Source organism: Halopseudomonas sp. Lyrl_26, from assembly GCF_051948695.1.
Taxonomy (GTDB): Bacteria; Pseudomonadota; Gammaproteobacteria; order Pseudomonadales; family Pseudomonadaceae; genus Halopseudomonas; species Halopseudomonas formosensis.
The window spans coordinates 38,854-54,926 of sequence record NZ_JAYJLH010000010.1 but is presented as its reverse complement, the minus strand read 5'-3'; the positions used below and the strand labels follow the sequence as shown (position 1 = coordinate 54,926).

Annotated in this window: 13 protein-coding genes; 11 read left to right on the top strand and 2 right to left on the bottom strand. The window is 61.6% G+C overall.

All coding sequences use genetic code 11. The features are described 5' to 3' along the window. The first annotated feature begins 1 nt into the window (after position 1). From ispG to der, 5 genes are all read left to right on the top strand, one after another. Positions 2–1,114 carry a flavodoxin-dependent (E)-4-hydroxy-3-methylbut-2-enyl-diphosphate synthase gene (gene ispG, locus VF673_RS11910; RefSeq protein ID WP_440292104.1) on the top strand — a complete coding sequence of 371 codons (1,113 nt, stop codon included), beginning with the start codon at positions 2–4 and terminating at the stop codon, positions 1,112–1,114. Between the two features lie 24 nt (positions 1,115–1,138). Continuing rightward, positions 1,139–2,419, top strand: coding sequence for a histidine--tRNA ligase (hisS, locus tag VF673_RS11905; RefSeq protein WP_090540969.1), 1,281 nt, complete (start codon positions 1,139–1,141; stop codon positions 2,417–2,419). Between the two features lie 53 nt (positions 2,420–2,472). Further along, a complete protein-coding gene (locus VF673_RS11900; RefSeq protein ID WP_177197888.1) occupies positions 2,473–3,117 on the top strand; it encodes a YfgM family protein in 645 nt (214 codons plus the stop codon). A gap of 2 nt (positions 3,118–3,119) precedes the next feature. After that, complete coding sequence (bamB, locus tag VF673_RS11895) at positions 3,120–4,259, top strand: outer membrane protein assembly factor BamB (protein ID WP_440292130.1); 1,140 nt, start codon at positions 3,120–3,122, stop codon at positions 4,257–4,259. A gap of 92 nt (positions 4,260–4,351) precedes the next feature. Then, positions 4,352–5,800 carry a ribosome biogenesis GTPase Der gene (gene der / locus VF673_RS11890; protein WP_440292103.1) on the top strand — a complete coding sequence of 483 codons (1,449 nt, stop codon included), beginning with the start codon at positions 4,352–4,354 and terminating at the stop codon, positions 5,798–5,800. A gap of 54 nt (positions 5,801–5,854) precedes the next feature. On the opposite strand, the gene VF673_RS11885 is transcribed toward der, so the two are convergent. After that, positions 5,855–6,304, bottom strand: a complete 450-nt coding sequence (locus tag VF673_RS11885) for a bacteriohemerythrin (RefSeq protein WP_440292102.1) — start codon at positions 6,302–6,304, stop codon at positions 5,855–5,857. Positions 6,305–7,102: 798 nt separating this feature from the next. Here VF673_RS11885 and VF673_RS11880 point away from each other — a divergent pair. From VF673_RS11880 to rfbA, 6 genes are all read left to right on the top strand, one after another. Further along, entirely contained in the window at positions 7,103–9,823 is a 2,721-nt protein-coding gene (locus VF673_RS11880; RefSeq protein ID WP_440292101.1) for a cation-transporting P-type ATPase, read from the top strand. A 79-nt stretch (positions 9,824–9,902) separates the two neighbouring features. Next, positions 9,903–10,868 carry an NAD(P)H-dependent flavin oxidoreductase gene (locus VF673_RS11875; protein ID WP_440292100.1) on the top strand — a complete coding sequence of 322 codons (966 nt, stop codon included), beginning with the start codon at positions 9,903–9,905 and terminating at the stop codon, positions 10,866–10,868. A 307-nt stretch (positions 10,869–11,175) separates the two neighbouring features. Beyond that, on the top strand, positions 11,176–12,120 hold the full coding sequence (locus VF673_RS11870; RefSeq protein ID WP_440292099.1) for a glycosyltransferase family 2 protein: 945 nt from the start codon (positions 11,176–11,178) through the stop codon (positions 12,118–12,120). Between the two features lie 2 nt (positions 12,121–12,122). Then, positions 12,123–13,190, top strand: coding sequence for a dTDP-glucose 4,6-dehydratase (rfbB, locus tag VF673_RS11865; RefSeq protein WP_440292098.1), 1,068 nt, complete (start codon positions 12,123–12,125; stop codon positions 13,188–13,190). Next, positions 13,187–14,077, top strand: a complete 891-nt coding sequence (gene rfbD, locus VF673_RS11860) for a dTDP-4-dehydrorhamnose reductase (protein ID WP_440292097.1) — start codon at positions 13,187–13,189, stop codon at positions 14,075–14,077. The genes rfbB and rfbD overlap by 4 nt, the downstream gene beginning before the upstream one ends. Further along, on the top strand, positions 14,074–14,976 hold the full coding sequence (gene rfbA / locus VF673_RS11855) for a glucose-1-phosphate thymidylyltransferase RfbA (protein WP_440292096.1): 903 nt from the start codon (positions 14,074–14,076) through the stop codon (positions 14,974–14,976). The genes rfbD and rfbA overlap by 4 nt, the downstream gene beginning before the upstream one ends. 20 nt (positions 14,977–14,996) lie before the next feature. Here rfbA and VF673_RS11850 read toward each other — a convergent pair whose 3' ends face one another. Then, on the bottom strand, positions 14,997–15,941 hold the full coding sequence (locus tag VF673_RS11850; RefSeq protein ID WP_440292095.1) for a hypothetical protein: 945 nt from the start codon (positions 15,939–15,941) through the stop codon (positions 14,997–14,999). Positions 15,942–16,073 lie beyond the last annotated feature (132 nt).

Below are 16,073 nucleotides of genomic sequence, written 5' to 3'. Positions count from 1 at the left end.
CATGCATCACGAATCCCCGGTGAAACGAAGAAAATCCCGCCAGATCCGCGTCGGCTCGGTTCTGGTTGGCGGCGATGCGCCCATCTCGGTGCAGAGCATGACCAACACCGACACCTGTGACGTCGCCGCCACCGTGGGGCAGATTCGTCAGCTGGAGGCGGTGGGAGCGGATATCGTGCGGGTATCGGTGCCGACCATGGAGGCGGCCGAAGCATTCGGCCAGATCCGTCAGCAGGTGAAGATCCCGCTGGTGGCCGATATCCACTTCGACTACAAGATTGCCCTGCGCGTCGCCGACCTGGGTGTCGACTGCCTGCGTATCAACCCCGGCAACATAGGTCGCGAGGACCGGATCCGTCAGGTGGTGGATGCGGCGCGGCATCACGGAATTCCGATCCGCATCGGCGTCAACGCCGGCTCCCTGGAAAAGGACCTGCAGAAGAAGTACGGCGAGCCGACCCCCGAGGCCCTGCTGGAATCGGCCCTGCGCCATGTCGAGCATTTCGACCGGCTCGATTTCCAGGACTTCAAGGTCAGCGTCAAGGCCTCCGACGTGTTCATGGCCGTCGGCGCCTACCGCCTGCTGGCCCAGCAGATCGAGCAGCCCCTGCACCTGGGCATCACCGAAGCCGGCGGCCTGCGGTCCGGTACCGTCAAATCCGCGGTGGGCCTGGGCATGCTGCTGGCCGAGGGCATCGGTGACACCATCCGCATCTCCCTGGCGGCGGACCCGGTGGAAGAGATCCGCGTCGGCTTCGACATTCTCAAGTCTCTGCGTCTGCGCTCGCGCGGCATCAACTTCATCGCCTGTCCCAGTTGCTCCCGGCAGAACTTCGACGTGGTCAAGACCATGAACGAGCTGGAGTCGCGCCTGGAGGACGTACTGGTACCCATGGACGTGGCCGTCATCGGCTGCGTGGTCAACGGACCGGGCGAAGCCAAGGAAGCCGATATCGGTCTGGCCGGCGGCTCGCCGAACAATCTGGTCTATGTGGATGGTGCGCCCAGCGAGAAAGTGACCAATGACAATCTGGTGGATCGGCTCGAGCGGCTGATCCGCGACAAGGTTGCCGCGAAGAAGGCCCAGGACGACAACACCATAGCCCGGGGCTGACAGCCTGAATTCGAAGGAAGTGCAATTTTGAAGAACCTGCAAGCCGTGCGCGGCATGAACGATATCCTGCCGGGCGACAGCGCACTGTGGCAGTATCTGGAGTCCACCGTGGCGCACCTGCTGGCCGGCTATGGCTACCAGCAGATCCGTCTGCCGATCGTCGAGCCCACCGAGCTGTTCAAGCGTTCCATCGGTGAGGTGACGGATATCGTCGAGAAGGAGATGTACACCTTTGCCGATCGCAATGGCGATTCGCTGACCCTGCGCCCCGAGGGCACCGCCGGTTGCGTGCGGGCCATGCTCGAGCACGGCCTGCTCGGCGGTGGCGTCAGCCACAAGGTCTGGTACACCGGGCCGATGTTCCGCCATGAGCGTCCGCAGAAGGGGCGTTACCGCCAGTTCCACCAGATCGGGGTGGAAGCCTTCAACCTGACCGGGCCGGACATCGACGCCGAGCTCATCGTGCTCAGCTGGCGTCTGTGGCAGCGTCTGGGCCTGGCCGAGGCGGTGACTCTGGAGCTGAACAGTCTGGGCACCAGCGAGGATCGTGCACGCTACCGCGAGGAGCTGGTGGCCTATCTGCGGGCCCGCTTCGACCAGCTCGACGAGGACAGCCAGCGCCGACTGGAAACCAATCCGTTGCGGGTACTCGACAGCAAGAACCCGGATACCCAGGCGCTGCTGGTGGATGCGCCTAAACTGGCCGATTACCTGAGCGACGATGCCCGCACCCACTTCGAGGGCCTGCGCGCCCTGCTGGATGCCGCCGGTGTTCCCTATGTGATCAACCCGCGTCTGGTGCGCGGGCTGGACTACTACGGCCTGACGGTTTTCGAATGGGTTACCGATCGTCTCGGCGCCCAGGGTACCGTCTGCGCCGGCGGCCGCTATGATGGGCTGGTCCAGCAACTGGGCGGCAAGCCCGCGCCCGCGGTGGGTTTCGCCATGGGCATGGAGCGTCTGCTGCTGCTGATCGAGACCCTTGGCAAGGTGCCCGCCGAACTGGCCCGCCAGGTGGATGTCTATCTGGTCACCCTGGGCGAGGGTACCCAGCAGGCCGCGCTCCGGCTGGCGGAACAGTTGCGTGATGCCTTGCCTGACCTGCGTCTGGTAGTGCATTGTGGCGGCGGCAGTTTCAAGAGCCAGTTCAAGAAGGCCGACAAGTCGGGCGCCCTGTATGCGCTGATCCTCGGCGAAGCCGAAGCCGCCGCCGGTCAGGTGGGGCTCAAGCCGCTGCGTGAGGATGGCGAGCAACTGAATCTGGCCTGGTCCGAGGTGCCGCAGCACCTGGCCAACCTGTTATAAATGACAACGAACAACAGCTGACGCGCCAAGAACGCGGTAGAAAGGAGAGCAGGGTGAGTTACCAGACGGAAGAAGAACAGATTGAACGCATCAAGGACGTCTGGCAGCGCCATGGTGCGCCGGTATTGACCGGTGTGGTGCTGGCACTGGCCGGGGTGTTCGGTTGGAATGCCTGGAACAACCACCAGGAGAACAAGGCCCTGAATGCCTCCGCCATCTATCAGAGCATGCTCGAAAGCGTGCTGCAGGATGACAGCGAGGCCAACCGCGCCCGCGGCGCCGAACTGGCAGAGCAACTGCGCAACGATTACGCCGGCACTACCTATGCAGCCTTTGCTGCACTGATGCAGGCGCGCCTGGCGGTCGAGGCGGAGGATTTCGCCGCCGCCGAGTCGCTCTTGCGCGAAGTGGTCGAGCAGGCCGATGACAAGGCGCTGCAGGAAATCGCCCGTCAGCGTCTGGCCCGGGTCCTGGGGCAGCTGGATCGTGCCGAGGAGGCGCTCGAGCTGTTCTCCGGCAGCGTATCCGGTGAACTGCTGGCCGGTCGCGAGGAAGTACGTGGTGACCTGCTGCAGAGTCTGGGTCGCACCGCGGATGCGCGGCAGGCCTACCAGGCAGCCCTGGAGGCGACCGGTGACCGCCGCAATCGCCCGCAGCTGCAGCTCAAACTTGATGATCTGGCGGAGGAAGCCTCTTGAAGCTGATTACCCAAACCTTCGCCGTCGGCCTGGCCGCGCTGCTGCTGGTCGGATGCGGGGGCTCCTCAAAGAAGGAGCAGCCGCCGGCCGAACTGGAAAAGATCGCCGCCGAAGTGGAACTGGAGCGGGTCTGGAAACGCAATATCGGAGTCGGTCAGGGCGAGCTGTATACCAACCTGCAGCCGGCACTGGATGGCCTGACGCTCTACGCCGCCGATGCCAATGGCCGGGTCGTGTCCATGGATCGGGATACCGGCAAGGTCAACTGGCAGGTCAAGCTCAAGGAGCCCCTGTCCGGTGCGGTAGGTGCTGGTGGCGGCCGGGTCATGGTCGGTACCCTCAACGGCGCCATGATCACTCTGGATGAGAATGACGGCAGTGAGCTGTGGCGTACCCAGGTCTCCAGTGAGGTGCTGGCACCGCCGCAGACCAACGGCGATATCGTCGTGGTGCAGAGCCAGGATGACAAACTGGTGGCCCTGGATATCAGTACCGGAGAGCAGCGCTGGATCTACGAGTCCAGCCTGCCGGTACTGACAGTGCGCGGTCACAGCACCCCAGTGGTCACTCTGCACCGGGTCTACGCCGGTCTGGCCAGCGGTCGGGTGGTCGCGCTGGATGCGCGCAACGGCCTGCCGGTATGGGAGCAGCGGATCGCGCAGCCCCAGGGCCGTTCTGAACTCGAGCGCATGGTGGACATCGATGGTCAGCTGCTGCTGGATGACGATACCCTCTACGCCGCTACCTACCAGGGCAGTCTGGTGGCGATCGACGCGGAGTCCGGTGGCATCCGCTGGCAGCGTCCGGCCTCCAGCCATGGCGGCCCGGCGGTCGGCTTCGGCAGTGTCTATCTGAGCCGGGCCGACGGCGGTGTCCAGGCCTACGACCAGAATCGTGCTACTCCGCTGTGGACCAACGAACAGCTGCTGCGTCGTCAACTGACCGCGCCTGTGGTCTTCAGCAGCTATGTCGCCGTGGCTGACTTCGAAGGTTACCTGCATCTGCTGGCGCAGACCGATGGACGTCTGGTCGGCCGGGTGCGGGTGGACAGCAAGGGCGTGCGGGCGACACCGATCTCCCGCAGCGGCACCCTGTATGTTTACGGGAATAGCGGCGATCTGGCGGCCTACCAGCTGCGCTGAGCCCGAAACAGGTTATAATTTGCGGCCGCTGTTCAATCCAGGAGCAGCGGCCTTTTTGTTTTTGTTACGCACCCGTGGTGCGCGGAGTAAGCATGGTTCCTGTTATTGCCCTGGTGGGGCGGCCGAACGTCGGCAAGTCCACACTCTTCAACCGTCTGACCAGAAGTCGGGACGCGATTGTGGCCGACATGCCCGGATTGACCCGGGACCGTCAGTACGGCGAAGCCGTCTGGCAGGGCAGGCCCTTTATCGTGGTGGATACCGGTGGCCTGACCGGCGACGAGAACGGTATCGACACCCTGATGGCCGGCCAGTCGCTGCAGGCCATCGAGGAGGCGGATGCCGTTCTCTTCCTCGTCGATGCCCGCGCCGGTCGCACCGCCGGTGACGAGATGATCGCCGAACACCTGCGCAAGCGTGACAAGCATACGTTTCTGATCGCCAACAAGATTGACGGGGCTGATCCGGACTCCATCATCGGCGAGTTCGCCCCCCTGGGGCTGGGCGCGCCCATCGGCATTGCCGCCGCCCACGGCCGCAATATCAACCCCATGCTCGAAGCCGTGCTGGTCGAGGGTGATATCCAGGCCCAGCCCGAGCTGGACGAAGAGGGCAATCCGATCGAGCGCCCGCCGGTAACGCCGATCGGCACCAGGATCGCGGTGATCGGCCGGCCCAACGTCGGCAAGTCGACCCTGGTCAACCGCATGCTCGGCGAGGAGCGGGTGGTGGTGTTTGACCAGGCCGGCACCACCCGGGACAGCATCTACATTCCCTACGAGCGCCATGGCAAGCCCTATACCCTGATCGACACCGCCGGTGTACGCCGCCGCGGCAAGGTGTTTGAGGCCATCGAGAAATTCTCGGTGATCAAGACCCTGCAGGCGATCCAGGACGCCAACGTGGTGATCTTCGTGGTCGACGCCCGCGAAGGCATAGTCGAGCAGGACCTGCATCTGCTGGGCTTCGTGTTGGAGGCCGGTCGTGCACTGGTCATTGCCATCAACAAGTGGGATGGCATGGAGCCCGGGGAGAAGGAGTACGTCAAGACCGAGCTGGAGCGGCGCCTGAGCTTCACCCAGTTTGCCGACCAGCACTTCATCTCGGCCCTGCACGGCAGCGGCGTCGGTCTGCTCTACAAGTCGGTGGACAAGGCCTACGACAGCGCCATGATGAAGATCCCCACCAAGCGCATGACCGAGGTGCTGGAAGCCGCGGTGGCCGAACACCAGCCGCCCCTGGTCAACGGCCGTCGTATCAAGCTGCGCTACGCGCACCTGGGGGGCTCCAATCCGCCGATCATCGTCATCCACGGCAATCAGGTCGATTCGGTACCGCGCTCCTATACGCGCTATCTGGAGAACGTCTATCGCAAGGTGTTCAAGCTGGCCGGTACGCCGGTGCGGGTCGAGTACAAGGGCAGCGACAACCCCTATGCGGAGAATAAGAACAAGCTTTCCGAGCGTCAGGTAAACAAGAAGCGGCGATTGATGAGTCACCACAAGAAGGCCGAGAAGAAGCGTCGCGACAAGAAGCGCTGACCCCGCGTCAGCCGGCAGCCGTCCCCCGGTGTGTGCGCCGCCGGGGGACGTGGCTCAGCCGAATATCCTGCTGATCATCCTGGCGGCAAAGCCGCGATCCAGGCTTTTCTTCACATAGGGTACGTAGTGCCTGTCCTCCCGCTTGATGTGATTGATCAGCCACAGTCCGAGATACACCCGCACCTCCCGGGCTACCCGCATGGGGTCGGCGCCGTCATCGATCTGCTTGAGGTAGCTGTGGGCCCTCTCCTTGAAGGATTCGTGTATTTTTGAATGGGCCTCCAGCATCGGATAGCCGGCCTTGGCCATCAGCGATTCCTCGAAGGTGTTGTGGGATATGGCGTAATGAACGAGCCCCCGGGCAACCTCCTCGACCCGGGAGGGATCCTCGGCCTGTATGGCTTCCTCCACCTGCTCCAGATAATCGAACAGCTGGCGGTGCTGCGAATCGATGATGTCTATCCCGGTCTCGAACTCCGGAGACCAGACCAATGAAAGTGTCATGAGAGGCTCCTGATATCCCTGTCCTGGCGTAACCCTGTCCCGGGGTTACGTTCTTGTTATGGCTTGTGCTATGGGTTATATAACCATATAAATTGAATGGAATTGATCCAGGTCAATCGGGCAGGGATATTGGACGCCGCCGGGGGGATTTGGTGCCGGACCCCTTCGCACCCGGGGCGGGTGCTCCTACATCGAAGGGGGGCTGCCTCTTTGGTAGGGTTGCCCGTTTGAAGGGGCATTTCCTGCCCGGCCCTTTCGCACCGGGGGCGGTGCTCGTACATTGAACGGGGTGCTGCCTCATTGGGGGTTGCTCCTACGAGGGTCATGTCGTGCCCCGGCCTTTCGCACCGGGACGGTGCTCCTACATTGAACGGTGCCGCCACGTTGGTAGGGTTGCTCCTACGGGGGTAATGTCGTGCCCGGTCCTTCGCACCCGGGGCGGTGCTCCTACATTGAACGGTGCCGCCACGTTGGTAGGGTTGCTCCTACGGGGGTAATGTCGTGCCCGGTCCTTCGCACCCGGGGCGGGTGCTCCTACGTCGAATGGGGTTGTCGCCGCTATGGTAGGGTTGCCCGCATGGGGGGGCATTTCGTGCTCGGGCCTTCGCACCCGGGGCGGTGCTCCTACATTGAACGGGGTGCGCCGCCTTATTGGTAGGGTTGGCCGTTCGCGTGCGATGCGGTTCCCGGGTATTGAACGGGCCGCCGCGTCCTCGGTAGGAGCACCCGCCCCGGGTGCGAATTGTTCCGAGCGATGGGATATCCTCTACTTGTACTCCACCAGCCAGGGACGCAGATATGTCCGATACCAAGCAACAGGCTTCATGGCATGCCTCCCCCCCGGAGGTGGTCGGGCGGCAGCTGGCCTCCGACAGCAGCGGACTGAGCAGTGAAGAGGCCGCCCGGCGCCTGGAAAGGTACGGGCCGAACCGTCTGGCCCCGCCGCGGCGCCGCGGCCCGCTGCTGCGGTTCGCCCTGCAATTCCATAATCTGCTGATCTACGTGATGCTGGCCGCGGCACTCATCACCGCGGTGCTCGGGCACTGGCTGGACACGGCGGTTCTGCTGGCCGCCGTACTGATCAACGGGATCATCGGCTTCATCCAGGAAGGTCGTGCCGAATCGGCGCTGGATTCCATCCGCTCCCTGCTGTCCAGCCGGGCCACGGTTCTGCGCGATGGTCGGCGGCAGGAGCTGGATGCCGCCGAACTGGTGCCCGGGGATGTGGTACTGCTGACCTCCGGAGACCGGGTGCCGGCGGATCTGCGGTTGTTCCAGGTCAACGACCTCAGGGTGGATGAAGCGGCGTTGACCGGGGAGTCGGTGCCGGTGGACAAGTCCGCTGAGACGGTAGGCCGGGATGCGCCATTGGGCGACCGATTCGGTATGGCCTATTCTGGCACCCTGGTGGTGTATGGGCAGGCCCGGGGCTGGGTGGTGGCCACGGGGGCGACCACTGAACTGGGCCGAATCAATCACATGCTGTCCGGTATCGACCAGCTGCGTACCCCGCTGATGCGCCAGGTCGATCATTTCGCCCGTATGCTGGCACTGGCGATTCTCGGTTTCTGCCTGGTGACCTTCCTGTTCGGCACCCTGATGCGTGGTTATGCCGCCGCCGACATGTTCATGATGGTGGTCGCCCTGGCCGCCTCCGCCATCCCCGAGGGACTGCCGGCGATTCTCACAGTAACCCTGGCGCTGGGCGTGCAGCGCATGGCCCGGCGCCATGCCATAGTGCGACATCTGCCTGCGGTCGAGACCCTGGGCTCGGTGACCGTGATCTGCTCCGACAAGACCGGTACCCTGACCCGCAACGAGATGACGGTCCAGCGGGTGATATGCAGTGATCAGGTGATCGAGGTCGATGGCGCGGGCTACGAGCCCCATGGTGGGTTCAGGATGGATGGACAGACACTGGAGCCCGCCGCGCGCTCGGAGCTGGTGATGGCGCTGCGGGCGGCGGTGCTGTGCAATGATGCCCGCCTGTTTCAGCAGCAGGACAGCTGGCAGATCGAGGGTGACCCCACCGAGGGAGCCCTGCTGGCGCTGGGCGCCAAGGCCGGGTACGAGCATCAGCAGCTGCAGCAGCAATGGCCGCGGCTGGGCTGCATTCCGTTCGAGTCGCAGCACAGGTTCATGGCAACCTGGCATCGCGATCCCGACGGTTCGCCCTGGATCTTCGTCAAGGGCGCACCCGAGCGCATTCTGGAGATGTGTGACGCGCAGCTGGCGGCCGACGGCAGGCAACCGCTGGATCCGGACTACTGGCGGCGCATGTCCAACGATCTGGCTGCCCGTGGCCTGCGCCTGCTGGCGATGGCCGGCAGGCAGGGCGAACCCGCGGGTGGGCAACTGGGTTTGGCTGATGTGCAGGGCGGCTTCGCCATGCTGGCCCTGGTCGGCATCATGGATCCGCCCCGGGAGGAGGCGATCCAGGCCGTGGCCGACTGTCAGGGCGCCGGCATCCGCGTGAAGATGATCACCGGCGACCATGCCGAGACGGCGCGGGCAGTGGGGGCGTTGCTGAATATCGGGGTCGGCAAGCCGGCCGTGACCGGCGCCGAACTGGCGCTGATGGACGAGACCGAGCTGCGCCGGGTGGTGCGGGAAGTGGACGTCTTCGCCCGGGCCAGCCCGGAACAGAAACTGCGTCTGGTCCAGGCCCTGCAGGAACTGGGCGAGGTAGTGGCGATGACCGGGGACGGCGTCAACGACGCCCCGGCGCTGAAACGAGCCGATGTCGGCATCGCCATGGGTCGCAAGGGCACGGAGGTTGCCCGTGAGGCGGCGGACATGGTGCTCACCGATGACAACTTCTCGACCATAGCCCGGGCCGTGCGCGAGGGGCGTGGGGTTTACGACAACCTGAGGAAATTCATCCTTTTCATGCTGCCGACCAACGGCGGCGAGTCCCTGGTGGTGCTGGCGGCCATCCTCTTCGGCCTGACCCTGCCGATGACGCCGGCGCAGGTGCTGTGGATCAACATGGTCACCGCCGGTGCTCTGGGGCTGGCACTGGCCTTCGAGCCGGCGGAGCCGGGCATCATGCGACGGCTGCCGCGACCACCGGGTCAGGCGCTGCTCAGCCCCTTCTTCATCTGGCGGGTATTGTTCATCTCGGTGCTGATGATGGCGGGCGCCCTGGGGCTGTTTCTCTGGGAGCTGGAGCAGGGGGTGGATGTCGCCACGGCCCGTACGGTGGCGGTCAACATGGTGGTGGTGGCGGAGATGTTCTACCTGTTCAACAGCCGGCATGTCCTCGGCCCGGTGCTCGGCCGCGAAGGCCTGCTGGGCAATCCCCATGTGCTGCTGGCGGTGACGGCTTGTGTCCTGCTGCAACTGCTCTACACCTACCTGCCCGCATTGCAGACCCTGTTCGGTTCGGCGGCACTGACCGGGGCTCAATGGCTGCGGATACTGGGGGCCGGATTACTGATATTCGTCGCTGCGGAACTGGAGAAGGCGGTCATGCGCGGGCTCCGTCGATCGGGGCGCCGTGCGGGGCAGGGCGCCTGATTGCAATCAAACCGCCGTGTTTGCTAGCTTATGCAACTGATTGCATATCCTGTTTCCCCTTCCTGATTCTGGAGTTCGCATGTCTCTGCCCGATCTGCTCAAGGGCCGCCTGTCCATTCCCGTGGTCGGCTCGCCGCTGTTCATCATTTCCAATCCCGATCTGGTGCTGGCGCAGTGCAAGGCGGGCGTGGTCGGCTCTTTCCCCTCGCTCAACGCCCGTCCAGTGGAGGTGTTCGAGCAGTGGCTGCAGCGCATCACCCGGGAGCTGGATGAATACAACCAGGCCAATCCCGACAAGCCGGCAGCACCCTTTGCGGTCAATCAGATAGTGCACAAGTCCAACGACCGGCTGCAGCAGGACCTGGAGCTGTGCGTCAAATACAAGGTGCCCATTGTCATTACCTCCCTGGGCGCCCGGGAGGATGTCAACGAGGCGGTGCATTCCTATGGCGGCATAGTGCTGCATGACGTGATCAACAACTTCTATGCCAGAAAGGCGATCGAAAAGGGAGCGGATGGCCTCATCGCCGTGGCTGCCGGTGCCGGTGGTCACGCCGGGACCCTGTCACCCTTTGCCTTGATCCATGAGATCCGTGAGTGGTTCGATGGCCCGCTGCTGCTGTCCGGTGCCATCTCCAATGGCAACGCGATTCTGGCCGCGCAGGCGGCGGGCGCCGATCTGGCCTATATCGGCTCGGCCTTCATTGCCACCGAGGAAGCCAACGCCGCGCAGGCCTACAAGGACATGATCGTCGAGAGTACCGCCTCGGATATCGTCTATTCGAACCTGTTCACCGGCGTGCACGGCAACTATCTGCGCCAGAGCATCGTCAACAGCGGTCTGGACCCGGAAGCCTTGCCCGAGTCCGATCCGTCAAAGATGAACTTCGGCTCCGGCGGCAATACCAAGGCCAAGGCCTGGAAGGACATCTGGGGCGCCGGGCAGGGGGTGGGCGCGGTGAAGAAGGTGGTGCCGGCAGCCGATCTGATTGCCCGTCTGCAGCGCGAGTATCAGGCGGCTCGGGAGCGGCTGGCTGCTCTGTAACTGCTTTGCGTTACGCGAGCGGTGCGCGCAGGGCTGCCTTCCATCTCGATCAGCGCTGGCGAGATGGAAGACAACTGTGAAGGCTATGGGCACCCTCGGAAACCGCTTCGCGCGGCTATGTTCCGCTTTTACATCCATGCTACCATTCGTCAAACCGGCCTTGCCATCATCCTGTCAAGGCTTGTAACGCCCAGGCACGTCTGAGTAGTATCGCTACCCTCGCAGAGCATGCCTGCCCGGTAGGCATCTCAGGTCCAGCTTGGCCTAAGGCGCACAAAAGGCAGTATGATGATCTTCCAGGATAAAAATGAGTTCGATTGCTGAGCCAAACAGGTCAAGAACCGCCATCCTGCTATGCACTCATAATGGTGAAGCCTTTCTGAAAGAACAGCTGGACTCTTACGCAGAGCAGACCTGGAAGAACTGGTTTCTGATTGTATCTGACGATCAATCCAGCGATCGAACTTGCGATATTCTTGATGATTATCAACAACGGTGGTCTCCTGGGCGGGTTCAGGTTGTCACCGGTCCGGCCAGAGGTTATGTGGAGAACTTCATGGCGGTGACGCGCCTTGCCCAGGGCCAGGCAGAGTTTTACGCATGGTCGGATCAGGATGACATCTGGCATGCCGATAAGCTTGAGCGCGCCCTGCGATGGCTGGAGAGTGTTCCACCGCATACACCAGCGCTCTATTGCGGGCGCACTCAACTGGTCAGTCCAGACAACCGGGACATTGGTATGTCCATGTTATTTGGCAGGGAACCATGTTTTGCCAATGCTCTGATGCAGAACATAGGCGGTGGCAACACCATGGTGTTCAATCAGGCGGCGTGCCGGCTTCTGGCTGAAACGTCCATAGATACAGTCGTGGTATCGCATGACTGGTGGGCGTATATCATTATCTCTGGCTGCGGAGGGCAGGTGTATTACGACCCGCTGCCAAGTGTGCGTTACCGACAACATAAGGATAATCTCATCGGTGCGAACAACTCATGGCCTGCGCGGCTTGCGCGAATTCACCAGATGTTCAAGGGTCGTTACAAGGACTGGAATAGTCTTAATATTCAGGCGTTGGGCGAACACCAGGCCAGGCTGACCAGTAGAAACCTCAGGACTCTCAAACTGTTTGCGAGCGCTCGCCAGCGTCTGTTGCCCATGCGTCTGCTACTGCTCAAACGCAGCGGCGTATACCGACAAACGCTGATGGATAATATTGGGCTGGTGCTGGCTGCTATTTTTCGGAAAATCTGATTGTGAGCATACTTGTAACTGGTGGTGCCGGTTTTATTGGCAGTAATTTTGTACTCGACTGGCTTAAGCACCATGATGAACCTGTCATCAACCTCGATAAACTTACTTACGCAGGTAACCTGGAAAATCTTGCCAGCCTGAAAAATGATAGTCGTCACATATTCGTGCAGGGGGATATTGCTGATCAGCGCCAGATTGATCGTCTGCTCGAGCAGTACCAGCCGCGGGCGCTTATCAACTTTGCGGCTGAAAGCCATGTGGACCGCTCCATCCATGGCCCCAGAGATTTCATTCAGACCAACATCATGGGCACCTTTACCCTTTTGGATTCGGCGCGCGGCTACTGGAGTCGTCTGGATGGACCACGGCGGCAGGAGTTTCGCTTTTTGCATGTGAGCACTGATGAGGTTTATGGCTCGCTGGAGCCCGGCGAGCCGGCTTTTTCGGAAACCCATCGATATGAGCCCAATAGTCCTTACTCCGCGAGCAAGGCTGCCAGCGATCACCTCGTCCGTGCCTGGTACCACACCTACGGGTTGCCGGTGCTGACTACCAACTGCAGCAATAACTATGGGCCTTACCATTTCCCGGAAAAGCTTATTCCTCTATTGATCGTTAATGCGCTGGCCGGTAGGCCTTTACCTGTCTATGGTGACGGACGGCAAGTGCGTGACTGGCTATATGTCACGGACCACTGCAGCGCGATCCGCCGGGTCCTGGAGGCTGGCATTCCTGGCGAGGTATATAACGTCGGTGGCTGGAACGAAAAAACCAATCTGGAAGTCGTTCACAATGTCTGTAATTTGCTTGATGAACTGTGTCCCAGAGCAGATGAGGGCAGTTATATTCAGCAAATTACCCATGTGGCCGATCGACCGGGACATGATCGCCGTTATGCCATTGATGCCCGCAAGCTCGAACGAGAGTTGGGTTGGACGCCTGCCGAAACCTTCGAAACCGGTATTCGCAAAACCATCCTCTGGTATCTGGATAACCCCCAATGGGTCGAGCGTGTCCAAAGCGGTGCCTACCGAGACTGGGTAAGTCAGAATTATGAGGGGCGAGTGTGAAAATTCTTCTGACCGGCAGAAATGGTCAGCTGGGATTTGAGCTGCGCCGTGCTCTGGCCCCGCTGGCAGAAGTGATTGCGCTCGACTCGCAGGCATGCAACCTGGCCAGCCCGCATGCGATCCGTCATTGGGTACGTGAAATACGGCCGGCAATCATCGTCAATGCAGCGGCCTATACCTCGGTAGATAAAGCTGAAAGTGAACCGCAGCGGGCGCATGCCATCAACGCTGAAGGGCCGGGTGCTCTCGCTGAAGAAGCGGCAAGCCTTGGTGCTCTCATCGTGCACTACTCCACCGACTATGTATTTGATGGCGGCAAAGTGGAGGGTGAGTACAGTGAAATCGACACACCTGCCCCGCTGAATATATATGGCGCCAGCAAATTGGCAGGTGAGCAGGCTGTTGCCAGGGCCAATCCGCGGCACCTGATTCTGCGCACCAGCTGGGTAGTCGGTACTCATGGCCATAACTTCGCCAAAACCATGTTGCGCTTGGCTGCTGAGAAGCGGCAGCTTGATATAGTATCTGATCAATGGGGAGCCCCGACTTCTGCCGCGTTGCTGGCTGATATCACGGCTCATTTGCTGCGCCAATACAGCCAGGGCGCCCCTCGCAATTTTCCTTATGGTCTTTATCATCTGACAGCCAGTGGAGAGACCAACTGGCATCAGTACGCAAGTCACATCATTGAGTATGCGCGAGCCGCCGGCAAACCTATACAAGTGGCTGCTGATGCCATTCGGCCGATAGCCACCAGTGGCTACCCCACACCTGCCAGACGCCCACTGAACTCCCGCCTGTCCACCAGGAAATTGCAGGAAACCTTCAATGTGTGCCTGCCCGATTGGACCGAAGGTGTGGACCACATTCTGGAACAACTGATATGAACACTGCTGCTCCCAAGCCCCGCAAGGGCATTATTCTTGCGGGTGGCTCCGGCACCCGTCTGCATCCGGCGACACTGTCCATCAGCAAACAACTGCTACCGGTATTTGACAAGCCGATGATCTATTATCCGCTCAGCACACTGATGTTGGCAGGCATTCGCGACATTCTGATTATCAGCACCCCTCAGGATACTCCGCGTTTTGAGCAGTTGCTGGGTGATGGTCAGCAATGGGGGCTGAATCTCAGCTACGCGATACAACCGTCCCCGGACGGCCTGGCCCAGGCATTCCTGATTGCTGAGGAGTTTCTTGGAGGACATCCCAGCGCACTGGTGCTGGGCGATAATATCTTCTATGGGCACGATTTTCAGCTGTTGTTGGACAACGCCATGGCCCGCGCAGAAGGCGCCAGTATCTTCGCCTATCACGTCCACGACCCTGAACGCTACGGGGTGGCTGAGTTCGATCAACAGGGTAGAGTGCTCAGCTTGGAAGAAAAACCTGCGCAGCCCAAATCCAGTTACGCCGTCACCGGTCTGTATTTTTACGACCACCATGTGGTAGAGCTGGCCAGGCAAGTCAAGCCGTCCGTTCGGGGTGAGCTGGAAATAACCGATCTCAATCGTCTCTATCTGGAGCAGGGTAACCTCAATGTGGAGATCATGGGGCGAGGCTACGCCTGGCTGGATACCGGTACTCACGAGTCCCTGCTTGATGCCAGCAAGTTCATCGCTACCCTGGAGCAGCGCCAGGGCCTGAAGGTATCCTGTCCAGAAGAAATTGCCTACCGTAAGGGCTGGATCAGCGCCGGCCAGCTGCAGCAGTTGGCTCAGCCTCTGCTCAAAAACGGCTATGGGCAGTACCTGCAGCGGATTGTCCACGAGAAGCTCATGGGTTAACTGCTTTCCGCAAAAATCAACTATACTCGGCCGTCCGCAAGAATCAGTGTCTCAGCAAGGATCGCTCCCGCGTGATCACTCACCTTCAGTATCGGCTTGAACCATGGCTGCAACGCCTGAGACGCCCGCGCCGCTTCTATCGGGGCGGGCGTTGGCATGAGCATGGCACTAGCAGCCTTTTTGCTGAGCAGGTGATTGGTCGCGACTGGTGCCAGTACCTGTGTCTGGACCTGCGCCACCTGCCTGCGGGCAAGCGAGCGGACGCTCTCAAGTATCAGATCGCCAGCCGCAGCCCCTGGCCTGAACCGTGCTATCAGGTCGCCTGGCATCAGGGGTATGCACAGCTCTGGTTCTGGCCCGCTCCGCCAGACAGTCCTCCGGGTATTGCTGCTCATGCTGAGCCGGTTTTCTGGCAGCAACCCGGTTCGGATGGTATCTACCTCTACCAGTGCGCCCAGGGATATGACCTGCAGTGCTGGCATCAGGGTCGCCTGCGGGGGAGTCAATGGTATGCGAGCGCCCCGAGCCACGTCCAGCAGCAATGGTTCGTCCGATCCCAGGGCTTGCCTCCCGCAGCCGCTGTAGAGCCGCAACAACCGCAGTTGCTGGCTCAGCCGTGGCCCGCTGTGCGTGTCAGCCCCCTGCAAGGCCTGGCGCAGCAGCCGGGCGGTGTTCTGCGTTGGGCTGCCTTTGGTTTTGTTCTGTTGGTCAGCTTGCAGCTGACCGCTCTTGCACAATGGCATTGGCAGGCCAGCAGCTATCAGAAGCAACATGATGAGCTGGAGCAGCAACTGGGCGAAGTGTTGGACCAGCGCGCCCGCGCCCGTGAGGCTGCAAGTCAGTACCGGCGATTGACACCCTTGCTTGACGGTGTTGACCCCCTGCACGTCCAGCAGTTGATTACCGAGCGCCTGGCTACGGTAGCCGAGTTCGAGGTTATCAATTGGTCGCGTCAGGATCTTCACGCAGAGATCACCATTGAAACCTCCAGTGACAGCACGCTGAGCATGGTCAACGCCTTGCGTGGGGAGGGTGTGCGGGATGTTCAGGCACAGCCCGGCCCGCGCGCCAACCAGTACCGTCTCACGGTGCAGTTA

Excerpts from the sequence above, each read along its gene's own strand:
- VF673_RS11870 (WP_440292099.1), top strand. The coding sequence starts at position 11,176 with ATGAGTTCGATTGCTGAGCCAAACAGGTCAAGAACCGCCATCCTGCTA.
- ispG (WP_440292104.1), top strand. The coding sequence starts at position 2 with ATGCATCACGAATCCCCGGTGAAACGAAGAAAATCCCGCCAGATCCGC.
- der (WP_440292103.1), top strand. The coding sequence starts at position 4,352 with ATGGTTCCTGTTATTGCCCTGGTGGGGCGGCCGAACGTCGGCAAGTCC.
- VF673_RS11880 (WP_440292101.1), top strand. The coding sequence starts at position 7,103 with ATGTCCGATACCAAGCAACAGGCTTCATGGCATGCCTCCCCCCCGGAG.
- rfbA (WP_440292096.1), top strand. The coding sequence starts at position 14,074 with ATGAACACTGCTGCTCCCAAGCCCCGCAAGGGCATTATTCTTGCGGGT.
- VF673_RS11875 (WP_440292100.1), top strand. The coding sequence starts at position 9,903 with ATGTCTCTGCCCGATCTGCTCAAGGGCCGCCTGTCCATTCCCGTGGTC.
- VF673_RS11885 (WP_440292102.1), bottom strand. The coding sequence starts at position 6,304 with ATGACACTTTCATTGGTCTGGTCTCCGGAGTTCGAGACCGGGATAGAC.